This window comes from Micromonospora coerulea, assembly GCF_016598485.1.
Lineage (GTDB): Bacteria > Actinomycetota > Actinomycetes > Mycobacteriales > Micromonosporaceae > Micromonospora > Micromonospora coerulea.
Genome location: NZ_JAEMUW010000016.1, coordinates 106,336 through 122,256, shown reverse-complemented (window position 1 = coordinate 122,256; position 15,921 = coordinate 106,336). Strand labels below are relative to the sequence as shown.

The 15,921-nt window shown below is 71.1% G+C and carries 12 protein-coding genes; 9 read left to right on the top strand and 3 right to left on the bottom strand.

The features are described 5' to 3' along the window. Positions 1–33 precede the first annotated feature (33 nt). The 3 genes from I8N68_RS20960 to I8N68_RS20950 are packed head-to-tail and all read left to right on the top strand — an operon-like array spanning position 34 to position 1,437. Positions 34–465 (top strand): roadblock/LC7 domain-containing protein, encoded by a 432-nt coding sequence (locus I8N68_RS20960; protein ID WP_200212648.1) that lies wholly within the window; start codon positions 34–36, stop codon positions 463–465. Further along, positions 462–851, top strand: a complete 390-nt coding sequence (locus tag I8N68_RS20955; protein WP_200212646.1) for a DUF742 domain-containing protein — start codon at positions 462–464, stop codon at positions 849–851. Before I8N68_RS20960 ends, I8N68_RS20955 begins: the two co-directional genes overlap by 4 nt. Then, positions 832–1,437, top strand: coding sequence for a GTP-binding protein (locus tag I8N68_RS20950; RefSeq protein WP_200212644.1), 606 nt, complete (start codon positions 832–834; stop codon positions 1,435–1,437). The genes I8N68_RS20955 and I8N68_RS20950 overlap by 20 nt, the downstream gene beginning before the upstream one ends. A gap of 70 nt (positions 1,438–1,507) precedes the next feature. Here the strand turns inward: I8N68_RS20950 and I8N68_RS20945 are convergent, their stop codons facing one another. Next, entirely contained in the window at positions 1,508–4,360 is a 2,853-nt protein-coding gene (locus I8N68_RS20945) for an aconitate hydratase (protein ID WP_200212642.1), read from the bottom strand. Positions 4,361–4,666: 306 nt separating this feature from the next. Here I8N68_RS20945 and I8N68_RS20940 point away from each other — a divergent pair, with 306 nt between their 5' ends. Continuing rightward, complete coding sequence (locus I8N68_RS20940) at positions 4,667–5,323, top strand: DedA family protein (protein ID WP_200212640.1); 657 nt, start codon at positions 4,667–4,669, stop codon at positions 5,321–5,323. A 124-nt stretch (positions 5,324–5,447) separates the two neighbouring features. After that, positions 5,448–5,825: an ArsC/Spx/MgsR family protein gene (locus tag I8N68_RS20935; protein ID WP_200212638.1), complete on the top strand. Its 378-nt coding sequence runs from the start codon at positions 5,448–5,450 to the stop codon at positions 5,823–5,825. A gap of 16 nt (positions 5,826–5,841) precedes the next feature. On the opposite strand, the gene I8N68_RS20930 is transcribed toward I8N68_RS20935, so the two are convergent. After that, positions 5,842–6,021: a hypothetical protein gene (locus I8N68_RS20930; RefSeq protein ID WP_200212836.1), complete on the bottom strand. Its 180-nt coding sequence runs from the start codon at positions 6,019–6,021 to the stop codon at positions 5,842–5,844. A gap of 31 nt (positions 6,022–6,052) precedes the next feature. On the opposite strand from I8N68_RS20930, the gene I8N68_RS20925 reads away from it, so the two are divergent. The 4 genes from I8N68_RS20925 (at position 6,053) to pulA (ending at position 13,845) form a co-directional block, all read left to right on the top strand. Then, positions 6,053–6,715, top strand: a complete 663-nt coding sequence (locus I8N68_RS20925) for a hypothetical protein (protein ID WP_200212631.1) — start codon at positions 6,053–6,055, stop codon at positions 6,713–6,715. A 40-nt stretch (positions 6,716–6,755) separates the two neighbouring features. Continuing rightward, positions 6,756–7,145, top strand: a complete 390-nt coding sequence (locus I8N68_RS20920) for a DUF6841 family protein (RefSeq protein ID WP_200212625.1) — start codon at positions 6,756–6,758, stop codon at positions 7,143–7,145. 285 nt (positions 7,146–7,430) lie between these two features. Then, positions 7,431–8,099, top strand: coding sequence for a cellulose binding domain-containing protein (locus tag I8N68_RS20915; RefSeq protein WP_200212619.1), 669 nt, complete (start codon positions 7,431–7,433; stop codon positions 8,097–8,099). Between the two features lie 247 nt (positions 8,100–8,346). Then, positions 8,347–13,845, top strand: coding sequence for a pullulanase-type alpha-1,6-glucosidase (pulA, locus tag I8N68_RS20910; RefSeq protein WP_200212611.1), 5,499 nt, complete (start codon positions 8,347–8,349; stop codon positions 13,843–13,845). 77 nt (positions 13,846–13,922) lie between these two features. On the opposite strand, the gene I8N68_RS33670 is transcribed toward pulA, so the two are convergent. Continuing rightward, a complete protein-coding gene (locus I8N68_RS33670) occupies positions 13,923–15,743 on the bottom strand; it encodes a hypothetical protein (protein ID WP_307812903.1) in 1,821 nt (606 codons plus the stop codon). Positions 15,744–15,921 lie beyond the last annotated feature (178 nt).

The window sequence follows — 15,921 nt, the reverse complement described above, 5'->3', positions numbered from 1 at the left end:
GGCGACACCAGCCGGGGGAGAAGAGGACGACGAGTGGCGCAGAAGACGGCTTCAAGCGCGGACCTGACGTGGTTGCTGGACGATCTGGTCGGCCGGGTGAAGCAGGCGGAACACGCCGTGGCGCTCTCCACTGACGGCCTGCTGATGGCCGCCTCGAAGGGACTGAGCCGGGACGACGGCGAGCACCTGGCGGCGATGGCGGCCGGCATCCAGAGCCTGGCCCGGGGCGCGGGCAAACGCTTCGGCGGTGGCCAGGTGCAGCAGACGATCATCGAGATGCAGTCCTCGTTCCTCTTCGTCACGGCGGCCGGGCGCAACGCCTGCCTGGCGGTGCTGGCGACCGAGGACGCCGACGTCGGCCTGATCGCGTACGAGATGGCGATGTTGGTGACCCGGGTCGGCAAGTTCGTCGCCTCGCCGACCCGGACACCCGAGCAGTCGACCGGCGAGACCCCGACGCGATGACCGGCCAGGGGGACTCCGCGGAGCACGAGTGGGTGGATGACCACGCGGGCCCGGTGGTGCGCCCGTACGCGGTGACCCGTGGCCGGGCCCGCCCGGTCACCGGCACGTTCGACCTGATCTCCCTGGTGATGGCGACCCGGACTGACGTGGGGTCGGAGTCCGGGCTGGGCCCCGAGCACATGGCCATCGTCGGCCTCTGCCAGCGGATGCAGTCCGTGGCCGAGGTCGCCGCCCACCTCGACCTGCCGGTGGGTACCGTCCGAGTCCTCCTCGGCGACCTGGTGGCCCGCAGTCTGGTGCAGGTCCGTGAGCCGCGCGCCACTCCCGCCGGCCTTCCCGACGACAGCGTTTTCGAGGCGGTTATCAATGGACTACGGGCCCTCTGAGCGGCCGGCGGGGGCCGCGTCGCTGCCCACGGCGATCAAGATCCTGATCGCCGGTGGCTTCGGCGTGGGCAAGACCACCATGGTCGGCGCGGTGAGCGAGACCCGTCCGCTGCGGACGGAGGAGGTGCTGACCGAGACCGGGGTGGGCATCGACGACCTCTCCGGGGTGGAGGAGAAGCGCACCACCACCGTCGCGATGGACTTCGGCCGGATCACCATCAGCGACGACCTGGTGCTCTACGTCTTCGGCACCCCCGGCCAGGACCGCTTCTGGTTCGTCTGGGACGAGTTGGCGCTGGGCGCGATCGGCGCGGTGGTGCTCGCGGACACCCGCCGGCTGGCCGACTGCTTCCCCTCGATCGACTACTTCGAGGGGCGGGGCACACCGTTCGTGGTGGCGGTGAACTGTTTCGAGGGCGCCACGCAGTTCCGACTGGACGAGGTGCAGACGGCGCTCAACCTCGATCCGGGGGTGCCGGTCGTGCTCTGCGACGCGCGGCGCCGGGAGTCGAGCAAGGAAGTGCTCATCACGCTGCTGGAACACGCGATGAAGACCCGCGAGGCCCGCCGCCGCGCCGGCGGCTGAGTTTCTCCGGTACGCCGAGAAGGGCCCCTCCCCGCTGGCGCGGGAAGGGGCCCTTCGCTGATCCGGTAGGTCAGCTGGCGATCATGCGACGCAGCACGTACTGCAGGATGCCGCCGTGCCGGTAGTAGTCCGCCTCACCGGGGGTGTCGATCCGGACCACCGCGTCGAACTCCACGCCGGTGTCGGTGGTGACCTTCACCGTGCGCGGGGTGTCGCCGTCGTTCAGCGCCGTCACGCCGGTGATGGAGAAGGTCTCCGTACCGGTGAGCCCGAGCGACTCGGCGTTCGTGTCGACCGGGAACTGCAGCGGCAGCACGCCCATGCCGATCAGGTTGGAGCGGTGGATCCGCTCGTACGACTCGGCGATGACCGCGCGGACGCCGAGCAGCATGGTGCCCTTGGCCGCCCAGTCGCGGGACGATCCGGAGCCGTACTCCTTGCCAGCCAGGATGACCAGCGGGACGCCGGCGGCCTGGTAGGCCGTGGAGGCGTCGTAGATCGAGGTCTGCTCGCCGGTCAGGTGGTTGACCGTGAAGCCGCCCTCGACGCCCGGGACCAGCTGGTTGCGCAGCCGGATGTTGGCGAAGGTGCCCCGGATCATCACCTCGTGGTTGCCCCGGCGCGAGCCGTACGAGTTGAACTCGTGGCGCGGCACGCCGTGCTCGGCGAGGTACCTCCCGGCGGGGGAGTTGGCCTTGATCGAGCCGGCCGGGGAGATGTGGTCGGTGGTCACCGAGTCACCCAGCTTGGCCAGTACCCGGGCGCCGGTGATGTCGACGACCGCGCTCGGCTCCTGCTGCATGCCCTCGAAGTACGGGGGCTTGCGGACGTAGGTGGAGTCGTCCGCCCAGGCGAACGTGTCACCGGTCGGGGTGGGCAGCGACTGCCAGCGCTCGTCACCGGCGAAGACGTCGGCGTACGCGGCGCTGAAGCCGGTGGCGCCGATCGCCTGGGCGATGACGTCCTGGATCTCGGTGCTGTTCGGCCAGATGTCGCGCAGGAAGACCGGGTTGCCCTGGCTGTCCTCGCCGAGCGGCTCGTTGGCCAGGTCGATGTCCATCGTGCCGGCCAGCGCGTACGCCACCACCAGCGGCGGGGACGCCAGGTAGTTCATCTTGACGTCCGGGTTGATCCGGCCCTCGAAGTTCCGGTTGCCCGACAGCACCGAGACGACGGCGAGGTCGCCCTCGTTGACCGCGGCGGAGACCTCTTCCGGCAGCGGGCCGGAGTTGCCGATGCAGGTGGTGCAGCCGTAGCCCACCAGGTTGAAGCCGAGCTTGTCCAGGTACGGCGTGAGGCCGGCCCGGTCGTAGTAGTCCATGACGACCTTGGAGCCCGGCGCCAGGGTGGTCTTCACCCACGGCTTGCGGGTCAGGCCCTTGTCGACCGCGTTGCGGGCGAGCAGCGCCGCCCCGATCATCACCTGCGGGTTGGACGTGTTGGTGCAGGAGGTGATCGCGGCGATCACCACGGCGCCGTGGTCCAGCTCGTACTCGACGCCGTCGGCGCTGGTCACCCGGACCGGGTTGGTGGCGCGCCCGCCGGCGCCGGCCGCGGCCGTCTCCAGGTCGCGCGGCTCGTCGGCCGGGTCGCTGAACTCGTTGGCCGGCGGATCGCTGGCCGGGAAGGACTCGGCGCTGGCCTCGTCGGCCGGGCCGTTGGCGCCGCGCGGCAGCTGCTCGCGGGCGACGCCCGGCTTGAGGTCACGCTCACCGGCGGAGTCGTCCGCCACGTAGTCGGTCAGCGCGCCGCGGAACAGCGTCTTGGCGCTGCCCAGCGGCACCCGGTCCTGGGGGCGCTTCGGGCCGGCCAGGGACGGTTCAATGGTGCCGAGGTCCAGCTCCAGGCGCTCCGAGTACTCCGGCTCGCGGTTCGGGTCGTGCCAGAGGCCCTGCTCCTTGGCGTACGCCTCGACGAGCGCGACCTGCTGCGGGTCGCGGCCGGTCAGCTCCAGGTAGCGGATGGTCTCGGCGTCGATCGGGAAGATCGCGACGGTGGAGCCGTACTCCGGGGACATGTTGCCGATGGTGGCCCGGTTGGCCAGCGGCACGGCGCTCACGCCGGGGCCGTAGAACTCGACGAACTTGCCGACCACGCCGTGCTTGCGCAGCATCTCGGTGATGGTGAGCACCAGGTCGGTGGCGGTGGTGCCGGCCGGCATCTCGCCGGAGAGCTTGAAGCCGACGACCCGCGGGATCAGCATGCTGACCGGCTGGCCGAGCATCGCGGCCTCGGCCTCGATGCCGCCGACGCCCCAGCCCAGCACGCCCAGGCCGTTGACCATGGTGGTGTGCGAGTCGGTGCCGACCACGGTGTCCGGGTACGCTTGGCCGTTGCGCTCCATGATCGTGCGGGCCAGGTACTCGATGTTGACCTGGTGCACGATGCCGGTGCCCGGCGGGACGACCTTGAACTCGTTGAACGCGGTCTGGCCCCAGCGCAGGAACTGGTAGCGCTCCTTGTTGCGCTCGTACTCCAGCTCGACGTTGCGGGCGAAGGCGTCCTCACGGCCGAACAGGTCGGCGATGACGGAGTGGTCGATGACCAGCTCGGCCGGGGCGAGCGGGTTCACCTTGCTGGCGTCGCCGCCGAGGTCGCGGACGGCCTCCCGCATGGTGGCCAGGTCGACGACGCAGGGCACGCCGGTGAAGTCCTGCATGAGCACCCGCGCCGGGGTGAACTGGATCTCCACGCTCGGGTCGGCGGTGGGGTCCCAGCCGCCGAGCTGCCGGATGTGGTCGGCGGTGATGTTCGCGCCGTCCTCGGTCCGCAGCAGGTTTTCCAGGAGGATCTTCAGGCTGTAGGGCAGTCGGTCGTGCCCCGCCACCTTGCCGATCTTGAAAATCTCGTAGCTCGCGTCTCCGACGCGTAGCTGGGTCTTCGCACCGAAGGTGTCGAGGCTCGCCACGTCGTACTCCTTCACACCAGCGACCGTGAGTAGTCCTGAGCAGTCTGTCGCACCGGCTGGGGCGCCGCCCAGGTTAGGTGGCACTTACCGCCGATTCTGATCGTCAACAAAACCGTACGTCCGTCTTGCTATTGGCGCAACCTCGTGCCGGGGTTCGGGACGACGAGGCGCCTCCATGATCCATCACGTTCCGCCCGCCTGCCCACCCGGCTCCGAGGCGTGCCCGCGCTCGACTGGCGGGGCCGGGTGGTACCGGGCTGAGCGGGCGGCTCTCACGCGCGGGCGCAGGTAGGGTTCGAGGTCGAACCGGAAGGGGTGACGGTGGTCGAGGTACAGCATTGGCTCTCGGCGCTGCCGCCGGGCGTGGTCTACCTGATCGTCGCCGGGGTCATCGGCGTGGAGAGCATGGGTGTCCCGCTGCCCGGCGAGATCGTGCTGGTCAGCTCGGCCCTGCTGGCCGCCGCCGGCGTGGTCGAACCCGAGTGGGTCGCCACCGCCGCGGCCGTGGGTGCGGTGGTCGGCGACTCCGTCGGGTACGCCGTGGGTCGCCGCGGTGGCCGGCCCCTCCTGGCCCGGCTGGGCCGGCGCTTCCCCCGCCACCTCGGTCCCGCACAGCTCGCCCGCGCGGAGCAGAGCTTCGCCCGGCACGGCGTCTGGGCGGTCTTCTTCGGCCGGTTCGTGGCGCTGCTGCGGATCCTCGCCGGCCCCCTGGCGGGCGCGCTGCACGTGCCGTACCGCCGGTTCCTGGTGGCGAACGCGGCCGGCGGCCTGGTCTGGGCCTTCGGCACCACCTACCTGCTCTTCACGCTCGGCCGGGCGGCCGAGCACTGGCTCAAGGACATCTCCTGGGCCGGGCTGGTCATCGCGGTCCTGGCCGGCATCGGCAGCACCTGGTGGCTGCGCCGCCGGGCCCACCGGCTGGAGCCGGTGGACGGGGTCGACGAGCCCCAGCCGGTCCGCGCCGGCAGCGACCGCTGACGCCGACCCATCGGTGTAGACGGCGGAAGCTCCTCGTAGAGGCGACTCCCGAGTTCATGTACCCGTCCGTTGTCCACGGTGGATCGATTCGGCGGCCAGCGGCGGATCTGTCACCATGTCGGTCATGGAGATCTGGCACAACCCGGCCTGCTCGAAGTGCGCCGCCGCGCGGACGACCCTGGACGAGGCGGGGGTGCCCTATCGGCTGCGGGCGTACCTGGAGCAGCCGCCGGGCCCGGCCGAGCTGACCGAGGTGCTGCGCCGGCTCGGCGCCCGGGCGTGGGACATCTGCCGCACCGGGGAGCCGGCGGCGGTCGCCCTCGGCATGGCGGACTGGCCCCGCGACGACGCCGCCGAACCCCGCTGGATCGCGGCGATGGTGGCGCACCCGGAGCTGATCCAGCGCCCGATCCTGCTGTTCGACGACGGCGGCGCGCTGGTCGGGCGTAACCCGGTGGCGCTTGACGAGGCGGTGCGCCGCGCGGCCCGCGACGACGGGTGAGCGGCGCGGCGCCGGGTCAGGCCCGGTCGTCGGACGGGGTCGAGCTCCCCGCGGCCTTCGCGTGCCGCTCCCGCAGCCGATCCCGGATCTCCTCCGGGGTGTACGCCCGCCGCCGCCGCTCGGCCCGGGCGATGACCACCCCGGACGCCGCGACGCCGGCCAGACCGGCCAGTCCGAGCACCTTCCACCACCGCATCCGTTGCCGCATCCGCCTAGGGTAGTCGTCCATGAGCATCAGCCTGGACGAGGCCGTGGAGCTGACCCGCACCGGCGACGTGTGGGTGTTCCGGGGGCGCAGCGTGCCGGACCGCGCCATCCAGTTCACCACCAACAGCCCGGTGAACCATGTCGGGATGGCGGTGGTGCTCGACGACATGCCGCCGCTGATGTGGCACGCCGAGTTGGGCCGGTCGCTGCCGGACCTGTGGACCGGCACCCACCAGCGGGGCGTGCAGCTGCACAACCTGCGCGACGCGGTCTGCGTGTGGGCCAACCGGTACGGGCAGCGCGCCTGGCTGCGCCAGCTCGAACCGCCGGCCGACGCGGCGATGGAGGAGGCCGTGCTGCGTACCGTGGCCCGGCTCGACGGCACCCCGTTCCCGTCCACCGCGCAGCTCGCCTGGCGCTGGGCGCGGGGGCGGGTGCCCGCCGTGCGGCGTCAGGGGCCCTCCACGCCGGACAGCTCGGGGGTGCCGGTGCGCGACCGGGCGCTGGAGACGGCGTACTGCGCCGAGGTGGTGGCGGTGACGTACGAGGCGATGGGGCTGCTTCCCGCGGGCCGCCGGCCGAACTGGTACGACCCGGGGCGCTTCTGGAGTGGCGACGACCTCGACCTCACCGGCGGTGCCCAGCTCGGTGCCGAGATCGAGGTGCGGATCCCGCCGCGCTGAGCAGGTTTGACGGGCCCGGCGGACGGCAATTGAGACGCTCGTGAAGGCCTCGACGGATCTCGACACGCTCACCGACTTCTTCGACCGGTACGGCGTGGCGCTGACCGCCGGCGACGTGCCCGCCATCGCCGGCTGCTACGCCCTGCCCGGGCTGGTGGTCGCCGACACCTACAGCTTCTCGTTCACCTCCCCGGCCGCGGTGGCGCTCTCCTTCGTCGGCGCCGCCCCCGACTACCAGGAGCGCGAACTGGTCGCGGCGAACGCGCAGTTCGAGGACGTGCAGCAGGTATCCGCGCTGCTCACGGAGGTAGCGGTGCGATGGGAGTTCCTGGACAGCCAGGGGCGGGCGGTGCCGGGCGAGCGCTACCGCTACCTGCTGCGGGCCACCGAGGACGGCCCGGCCATCTGCACCGTCATCCGTACCGCCTGACCGGCGGCCCCGGTCGGTCGCCGAGGGTGCGCGGGTGGGTCACCGGCAGCGCCCGGTCGCACCGCCCTGCGGCACGGAACCGGCCATCGCGGCGAGGATGCCTACGCGCAGCCGTTCGGTGGGCGGATCAACGCGGGCATGGTCGTGAGTAGACACCGAACCGCCGCCGCGGACCGACCGTTTTCCGTGTCCCGCCACCCGGACGGTCCGATCGGGGTGGGCGGTACCGCCTCGCCGGCCGTGGCTGGCTACGCTGGCGCGTCGGCTCCGGAGAGGGGGGACCGGATGAGCATCCGGCACGACGAGCGTTCGGAGACATCGCCCGTGGCGAGGGTGTTGACGTCGGTGCCCTGGGTCGTGGTCCTGCTGGGCGTCAGCGTGCTGACCGTCCTGCTGCTCGTCGCCGTGTTCGCGCTGCGCGGGCCGGAGGGCCGGCCGGTCGCCCCGCCGCCGGCCCCGCCGATCTACCTGCCCACCGTGGCCGCAACGACGGCCTCCATCGCGCCGACCGACGCCCCGCTGGTCGCCGTCGACGCCAGCGCCACGCCGACCCCGTCGGCCAGCCTCAGCCCCTCACCGAGCGTCAGCTCCCCGCCGTCCGCGTCCGCGTCGACCCGCCCGGCCCCGCGAGCCGGCACGGTGACCGCCCGCTACCAGGTCACCGCGAGCGGACGGGACTCCTTCGAGGCCCGGCTGACGGTCAGCAACGGATCCGCCCGCAGCCAGGACTGGCGGGTAGAGCTGCTCTTCACCGGCAACGTGAAGAGTATCCAGGCCTCCTCCAGCTCGGGCCTGTCGGTGACGTCCCGCGGCAACGGCTCGTTCGTGCTGCGCGGCACCAGCCCGCTCGGCGCCGGGCAGAGCGCCACCGTGCAGATGCGGTTCGGTCGTACGGGCACCGGTGACCGGCCCGGTCAGTGCACCGTCAACGGCGCGGACTGCGCCATCGGCTGAGGCCCGTACCCGCCCGGGCGGACGTTTTCCGGCATTGCTCGCGATCGCTGCCGCCGCCCCGGTGGTGCCCGGGCTGTCGCCGCGCTCGACCGTCCTGCCGCCCTCGTGGGCGACGGCCGCGCTGCGCCGATGCGGTGTCATGTTTCGCAAGGGGACTGCTTTGTTGCGACTCGGTTTGCAAGCTATTGCAGAATGTTTCGGCAAGAGCTAGCGTGCGGGCGAATCAGCGACCAGAGGAAGGCCGTCGATGAAACCCCCGCCGATATCGCGCAAGGCGCTGCTCGCCTTGGTCTCCACCCTCACCCTCGCCCTGGTCGGCGTGCCGGTCGCCGTTCACCAGCTTGGCGCCGACGCCACCGACCGGTCCGTCGGCACGGACCTCCTCGCGGCCGCCGGCGCGGCGCAGTGGCGTCAGGAGCCGTCCGCCGAGGCCCTGCTCAAGGCCAGCGCCAACACCGCGAAGGCCGACCAGTTCTACTTCGTCCTGCCGGACCGCTTCGCCAACGGCGACAAGCGCAACGACACCGGCGGCCTCACCGGTGACCGGTTGAGCACCGGGCTCGACCCGACCGACAAGGGCTTCTACCACGGCGGCGACCTCAAGGGCGTCATCAACAAGCTCGACTACATCCAGGGGCTCGGCACGACCGCCATCTGGCTCGCCCCGATCTTCAAGAACCGGCCCGTGCAGGGCGCCGGCGCGGACGTCTCCGCCGGCTACCACGGCTACTGGATCACCGACTTCACCCAGGTCGACCCGCACTTCGGCACCAACGAGGAGCTGAAGCGGCTGGTCACGCTGGCGCACCAGCGGGGCATCAAGGTCTACCTCGACGTCATCGTCAACCACACCGCCGACGTCATCAAGTACGCCGAGAACAAGTACGCCTACGTCGACAAGAAGACCGCGCCCTACAAGGATGCGCAGGGACGGGCCTTCGAGGACCGCAACTACGCCGACGGCACGCGGGACTTCCCGCAGGTGGACCTGAAGTCGTTCCCGTACACGCCGACGTTCGATACCGCCGCCGACGCGAAGGTCAAGGTCCCGGCGTGGCTGAACGACGCGACGATGTACCACAACCGCGGTGACTCGACCTTCACCGGTGAGAACAGCGAGTACGGCGACTTCTTCGGCCTGGACGACCTGTGGACCGAGCGGCCCGAGGTGGTCCAGGGGCTGACCAAGGTCTACGGCGACTGGATCGGGTCCACCGGCGTCGACGGCTTCCGGCTGGACACCGTCAAGCACGCCAACCTGGACTTCTGGCCGCAGTTCAGCCAGGGCATCAAGCGGGCGGCCGAGCAGGCCGGCAAGAAGGACTTCTTCATGTTCGGCGAGGTCTACAGCGCCGACCAGGAGATCGAGTCGACGTACGTCCGGCAGGGCGGACTGCCCGCCACCCTGGACTTCTCCTTCCAGGAGGCCGCCCGCGGCTACACCGCCGCCGACGGTTCCGCCAAGGCGCTGGCCGACCTGTATGCCCGCGACGACCTCTACGCCGCCCGGGACACCGACGCCAACCGGCTGACCACCTTCCTCGGCAACCACGACATGGGTCGGATCGGCTCGTTCATCGCCGCGAGCGGCGGTGACGACGCCAGCCAGCTCAGGCGGGATCAGCTCGCCCACCAGCTGATGTTCCTCACCCGCGGCCAGCCCGTCGTCTACTCCGGCGACGAGCAGGGATTCACCGGCCCGGGCGGGGACAAGGACGCCCGGCAGGACATGTTCGCCACGAAGACCGCGGACTACCTCGACGACGACCTGATCGGCACCACCCGCACCCACGCCGCCGACCAGTACGACAAGAGCCACCCGCTGTACCGCACCATCGCCGAGCTGGGCCAGCTGCGCGCGGCCCACCCGGCGCTGCGCGACGGGGTCCAGGTCACCCGGTACGCGGCCGACGGTGCCGGCGTCTTCGCCTTCTCCCGGATCGCGCCCGCCGAACGCACCGAGTACGTCGTCGCGGTGAACAATGCGGCCACCGCGCAGACTGTCGCCGTGGACACCTGGTCGGCCGGCGCGACCTTCGGCGGCGTCTACGGCGGCGCGGCCGGCTCGACGGCCGCCGCCGACGGCAAGCTGAGCGTGACCGTGCCGGCGATGTCGGCCGTGGTGCTCAAGGCCGACCGGGCCATCCCCCAGGCGGGCGCCGCCCCGGGCATCACCCTCACCGAACCGGGCGACGCCCCGGTCGCCACCAAGGCCGCCGTCACCGCCCAGGTCACCGGCGATCCGTTGGCCACCGTCACCTTCGCCGCCCGGGTTCCCGGTGGCAAGTGGACCCTCCTGGGCAGCGCGCACCGGGCCCCCTACACCGTCTACCACGACCTGACCGGCCTGGCCGGTGGCACGAAGGTGGAGTACAAGGCCGTGGTCCGCGACGGCAAGGGCCGGGTCGCCAGCTCCCGCGCCACCGGCGTCGTCGGCACCCCGGCCCAGAGCGCGTCGCGGGACTGGGCGGTGGTGCACTACCAGCGTCCGGCCGGCGGGTACGCCGACTGGGGCCTCTACACCTGGGGCGACATCGACCCGGCGTACGCCACCGAGTGGCCCAAAGGGCAGCCGTTCGCCGGTGAGGACTCGTTCGGCCGGTTCGCCTGGGTCAAACTGAAGCCCGGCGCCAGGTCCGTCGGCTTCCTCGTGGTCGACTCCAACGGCAACAAGGACGTCGGCAACGACCGCACCATCGACGTGACGCAGACCGGCGAGGTCTGGGTCAAGCAGGGCGACGGCGCGCTCTACCCGACCCGGCAGGCCGCCACCGGCGAGCCCGATCCGGCCGTGGACCAGAGCACCGCGGTCATCCACTGGCGCAAGGCCGACAACAACTACGACGGCTGGGGCCTGCACCTCTGGGACGGCGCCGCCAACCCGACCGACTGGGGCAACCCGCTCAAGCCGGAGAAGATCGACTCGTACGGCGCGGTGTTCCGGGTCCCGCTCGCGGCCGGGGCCACCGGGCTGAACTACATCATCCACAACGGCGACACCAAGGATCAGCCCGACGACCAGCGGCTGGACTTCGCCACCGCCGGGCACGAGGTCTGGCTGCTCGCCGGGGTCAAGGGCCGGCTGCTGCCCGCCACCTCCTCCGGCGTCGCCAAGGACGTCGACATCACCAAGCAGCGGGCGCAGTGGATCGACCGGTCCACGGTCGCCTGGCAGACCGGGCCGACCGACGGCAAGCAGTTCGCCCTGGTGGCCGCCCCGACCGGCGGGCTGAGCATCGCCGACAGCGAGCTGTCCGGGACGTACACCACGCTGCCGTTGCGGGCGCAGCGCAACGGGCTCACCGAGGCCCAGCGCGCGGCGTACCCGCACCTCTGGTCCTACCGCGCCTTCAGCCTGGACCGGGCCGACCTGGCCAAGGTGCCGGCGGCGCTGCGCGGGCAGCTCGTGGTGACCGAGCGGGACGCCGAGGGCACGCTGCTCGGCGCGACCGGGGTGCAGATCCCCGGCGTGCTCGACGACGTCTACCGGGCCGCCACCACGGCGAATCTGGGCCCGACGTTCGCCGGCAACGTGCCCACCCTGTCGGTCTGGGCGCCCACCGCCCGCACCGTGGCGTTGCAGCTGTTCGACTCGCCGGCCGCCGAAGCGAAGACGGTGTCGATGAGCCGCAACGACAACACCGGCGTCTGGTCGGTGCGCGGCACCAAGGCGTGGCACGGCAAGTACTACCGCTACCAGGTGGAAGCCTGGCAGCCGGCGGTGCAGAAGGTGGTCACCGCCGCGGTGACCGACCCGTACTCGGTGGCACTGGCATCGGACTCGACGCACAGCCAGATCGTCGACCTGAACGACCCGGCCCTCGCGCCGCCCGGCTGGGCGAAGCTGCGCAAGCCGGCGGCCGTGCCGTCGTCGAAGGCGCAGATCCAGGAGCTGTCGGTCCGGGACTTCTCCATCGCGGACGCGAGCGTGCCGGCCGAGCGGCGGGGCACCTACCTCGCCTTCACCGACCCGAACACGGCCGGCATGAAGCACCTGAAGTCGCTCGGCGACGCGGGGGTCAACTACCTGCACCTGCTGCCGGCGTTCGACTTCGCCACCATCCCCGAGAAGCGGGCCGACCAGCAGCAGCCGGCCTGCGATCTGTCCGCGCTGCCGCCGGACTCCGACCAGCAGCAGAAGTGCGTCGCCGCGGTGGCGGAGAAGGACGGCTACAACTGGGGGTACGACCCGCTGCACTACACCGTGCCGGAGGGCGGCTACGCCGTCGACCCCGCCGGGGCGACGCGGACCACCGAGTTCCGGCAGATGGTCGCCGAGGTCAACAACGCCGGCCTGCGCGTGGTGATGGACGTGGTCTACAACCACACCTCGGCCGCCGGCACGGACGGCAAGTCGGTGCTCGACCAGGTGGTGCCGGGCTACTACCACCGCTTGCTGGACGACGGCAGCGTCGCCAACTCGACCTGCTGCGCCAACACCGCCCCCGAGCACGCCATGATGGGCAAGCTGGTGGTGGACTCCCTGGTCACCTGGGCGAGGCAGTACAAGGTGGACGGTTTCCGGTTCGACCTGATGGGCCACCACCCGAAGGCGAACATCCTGGCCGTGCGGGCCGCGCTGAACAAGCTCACCCTGGCCCGGGACGGCGTGGACGGGAAGAAGATCCTGCTGTACGGCGAGGGCTGGAACTTCGGCGAGGTCGCCAACGACGCCCGGTTCGTGCAGGCCACCCAGGCCAACATGGCCGGCACCGGGATCGGCACCTTCAACGACCGGCTCCGCGACGCCGTGCGTGGCGGCGGCCCGTTCGACGGCAACCCGCGGATCCAGGGCTTCGCGTCCGGGCTCTGGACCGACCCGAACGGTGACGACGTCAACGGGACGGCGGCCGAGCAGAAGGCCCGGCTGCTGCACCAGCAGGACCTGATCAAGGTCGGGCTCGCCGGCAACCTGCGCGGCTACCGGTTCACCGACTCGGCGGGCAAGCCGGTCACCGGGGCGCAGGTGGACTACAACGGCTCGCCGGCCGGCTACACCGCCGCGCCGGGCGAGGCGGTCACCTACGTCGACGCGCACGACAACGAGATCCTGTACGACGCGCTGGCGTACAAGCTGCCGCAGGGCACCTCGGCGCAGGACCGGGCCCGGATGCAGGTGCTCGCCCTGAGCACCGTGGTGATGGGACAGGGGACCGGGTTCGTGACGGCCGGCTCGGACCGGCTGCGCTCCAAGTCGCTGGACCGCAACTCGTTCAACTCCGGTGACTGGTTCAACCAGATCCGCTGGGACTGCGCCCAGGGCAACGGCTTCGGCGCCGGTCTCCCACCGGCGCAGGACAACGAGAGCAAGTGGTCGTACGCGAAGCCGCTGCTGGCCGACCCGAAGCTGGTGCCCGACTGCGCGGCGATCGACCTGGCCGACGCCCGGTACGCGGAGCTGCTGAAGATCCGCGGGTCGTCGCCGGTGTTCGGGCTGGCCACCGCTGACCAGGTGCAGAAGCGCGTCGCCTTCCCGCTCTCCGGCGAGCAGGAGACCCCGGGGGTGCTCACCATGACCCTGGACGCCCGGGGGCTGGACGGGCAGTGGAAGTCGGTGACCGTGGTCTTCAACGCCACCCCGGAGGCGGCGGAGCAGACGGTGACCGGCCTGCGCGGGGCGAGCATCGCCCTGCACCCGGTGCTGCGGAGCTCGGCCGACCCGGTGCTGCGGACCGCCTCGTTCGACCGGGCGAGCGGCACGTTCACCGTGCCGGCGCGCAGCGTGGCGGTCTTCGTCCAGAGCTGACCTGACGACGGTCCGGCCCCCTGCCACCGAGGTGGCAGGGGGCCGGACTGTGGCTGGCTGCGTCCGCTGACCGTCGGTCAGTTGAAGCAGTCCTCGACGGTCCCGGCACAGTTGGTCGGGTCGTTGTCGGTGACGGTGGACTTGTCGTCGAGCGTGACCGTGCCTTCGTTGTTGAGGATGCCGCCGGCGACGCGGTGGTTCTTGGACGAGTCGGTGGCGGTGTTCTTGGTGACGCGGGTGTTGGTCAGGGTGACCGTGCCCTTGTTGTTGAAGATGCCGCCGCCGTTGAGGGCGGTGTTGCCCTTGATCTCGGTGTCCCGCAGCGTCAGGGTGGCGTTGTCGTCCTCGCCGTCGCGCTTGTCCTCGTAGCCGTCCTCGATCTTGACGTCGGGGTCGCCGTTGAAGATGCCGCCGCCGAAGCGTCCGGCGGTGTTGTCGACGATCTTGCTGTCGGAGACGGTGGCGGTGGCCTTGTCCCTGTCCCTGTCCCTGTCCCTGTCCTTGTCCTTGTCCTCGTCCTTGTCCTTGTTCCAGTCCTGGCCGTTCTTCTTGTCCTGGCCGTCCTTATTCTTGTCCTCGCCGCCGGTGTTGTAGATGCCGCCGCCGTCCTTGTCGGCGTGGTTCTTGGCGACGAGGACCTTGTCGAGGTCGAGGTTGGTGTCGCGGGCGTAGATGCCGCCGCCGTTCTTGCAGGCGGTGTTCTCCTTGATGGTCGACATGACGATCTTGACGAACCCGCCGGAGCTGAACAGGCCGCCGCCGTTCTCGCCGGCCTGGTTGCCCTCGATGGAGGTCTTGAAGATCTCCACGCTGCCGGCCTTGTCGCGGCCGTTCACCCGGTGCGGGCCGTGCTCGCCCTTGTCCTTGTCCTTGTCCTTGTCTTTGCCCTTGCCGTTGGCGATGCCGCCGCCGTTCTTGCCGGCGGTGTTGTTGGCGATGTGGGATTCCTTGACCGTGAGGATGCCGACGTTGAAGATGCCGCCGCCGTTCTCTCGGGCGTGGTTGTTCTCGATCTTGCTGTCCTCGACGTCGACCCGGCCGAAGTTGGCGATGGCGCCACCGTTGCCTTCGGCGTTGTTGCCGGTCAGCTTCACCTTCTCCAGGTGCGCGCTGCCGCCACGCTCGACCAGGATCGCGCCGCCGTCCGCCTCGCCTTCCTTGTCGTCCTTGTCGTTATGACCAGGCCCACCGGGACCGCCGGGCCCACCAGGCCCACCCGGCCCACCGGGACCACCCGGCCCACCGGGACCGCCCGGTCCACCGGGACCGCCGGGCCCGCTTGGCCCGCCAGGTCCACTCGGCCCGCCGGGGCCACCTGGCGCGCCCGGCGCGCTCATTCCGCCCGCCGCGCCCGGCACGCTCGGCCCGCCGGGTCCGCCCGGTCCGCCGGGTCCGTCTGACCCGTACTTGAACTCGGCGGCGTTGCCGCCCTTGACGGTGAGGTCCTTCAGGGTCAGGTCACCGCCGTCGGCGACGCGGAAGATCCGGAAGGCGTCCTCGGAGTCCCGCTTGATCGTCGAGTCGTTGCCCTTGATGGTGATTTCCTGCCTGATCGTCGGCAGGCCCGTACCCGACTTCTTGTCGGAGAAGTCCAGCTCGTACGTGCAGTCCCGAGCCAGCTTCAACGTGCCGCCGTGGTCCCGGTTGGCCAGGTCGACGGCCTCGACCAGCTCCTCTTCGTCACAGGGCACCTCACGGACCCTCCCGTGGTCCCGGTCGTCGTCCCGGTCCCGGTCCCGGTCGTCCCTGCCCTGCTCGTCGCGGTCCTTGCCGTCCCGACCGTTCCGGTCCTCGTCGCGCTGCTCGCCCTTGTTGTCGTCGCTGACCTGCTGGGCGGTTGACCACTTCAGGTCGGTGAGCCGGTGGGGGCCGGTGGCCCCGGTCGTCGCGTAGGCCACACCCGCGAGGCTGACCGCTCCCGTCAGGCCCACGACGCCGGTGGCGAGCCAGAGCCGGCGACGACGGATCGGGGAGGTCGTGCCACGACTGGCGTCATCGTTATTGCGAAGGTAGTTGGACATCGGAGCTCTCTGCCCTCTCCTTGTACCTGACAAGGTCGCTTCGCCACAGCGAGGC

Bases quoted from the DNA above. Each gene is read 5' to 3' on its own strand.
- I8N68_RS20925 (WP_200212631.1), top strand. From the start codon at position 6,053: ATGAGCATCAGCCTGGACGAGGCCGTGGAGCTGACCCGCACCGGCGAC.
- I8N68_RS20930 (WP_200212836.1), bottom strand. From the start codon at position 6,021: ATGCGGTGGTGGAAGGTGCTCGGACTGGCCGGTCTGGCCGGCGTCGCG.
- pulA (WP_200212611.1), top strand. From the start codon at position 8,347: ATGAAACCCCCGCCGATATCGCGCAAGGCGCTGCTCGCCTTGGTCTCC.
- I8N68_RS20915 (WP_200212619.1), top strand. From the start codon at position 7,431: ATGAGCATCCGGCACGACGAGCGTTCGGAGACATCGCCCGTGGCGAGG.
- I8N68_RS20950 (WP_200212644.1), top strand. From the start codon at position 832: ATGGACTACGGGCCCTCTGAGCGGCCGGCGGGGGCCGCGTCGCTGCCC.
- I8N68_RS20935 (WP_200212638.1), top strand. From the start codon at position 5,448: ATGGAGATCTGGCACAACCCGGCCTGCTCGAAGTGCGCCGCCGCGCGG.
- I8N68_RS20955 (WP_200212646.1), top strand. From the start codon at position 462: ATGACCGGCCAGGGGGACTCCGCGGAGCACGAGTGGGTGGATGACCAC.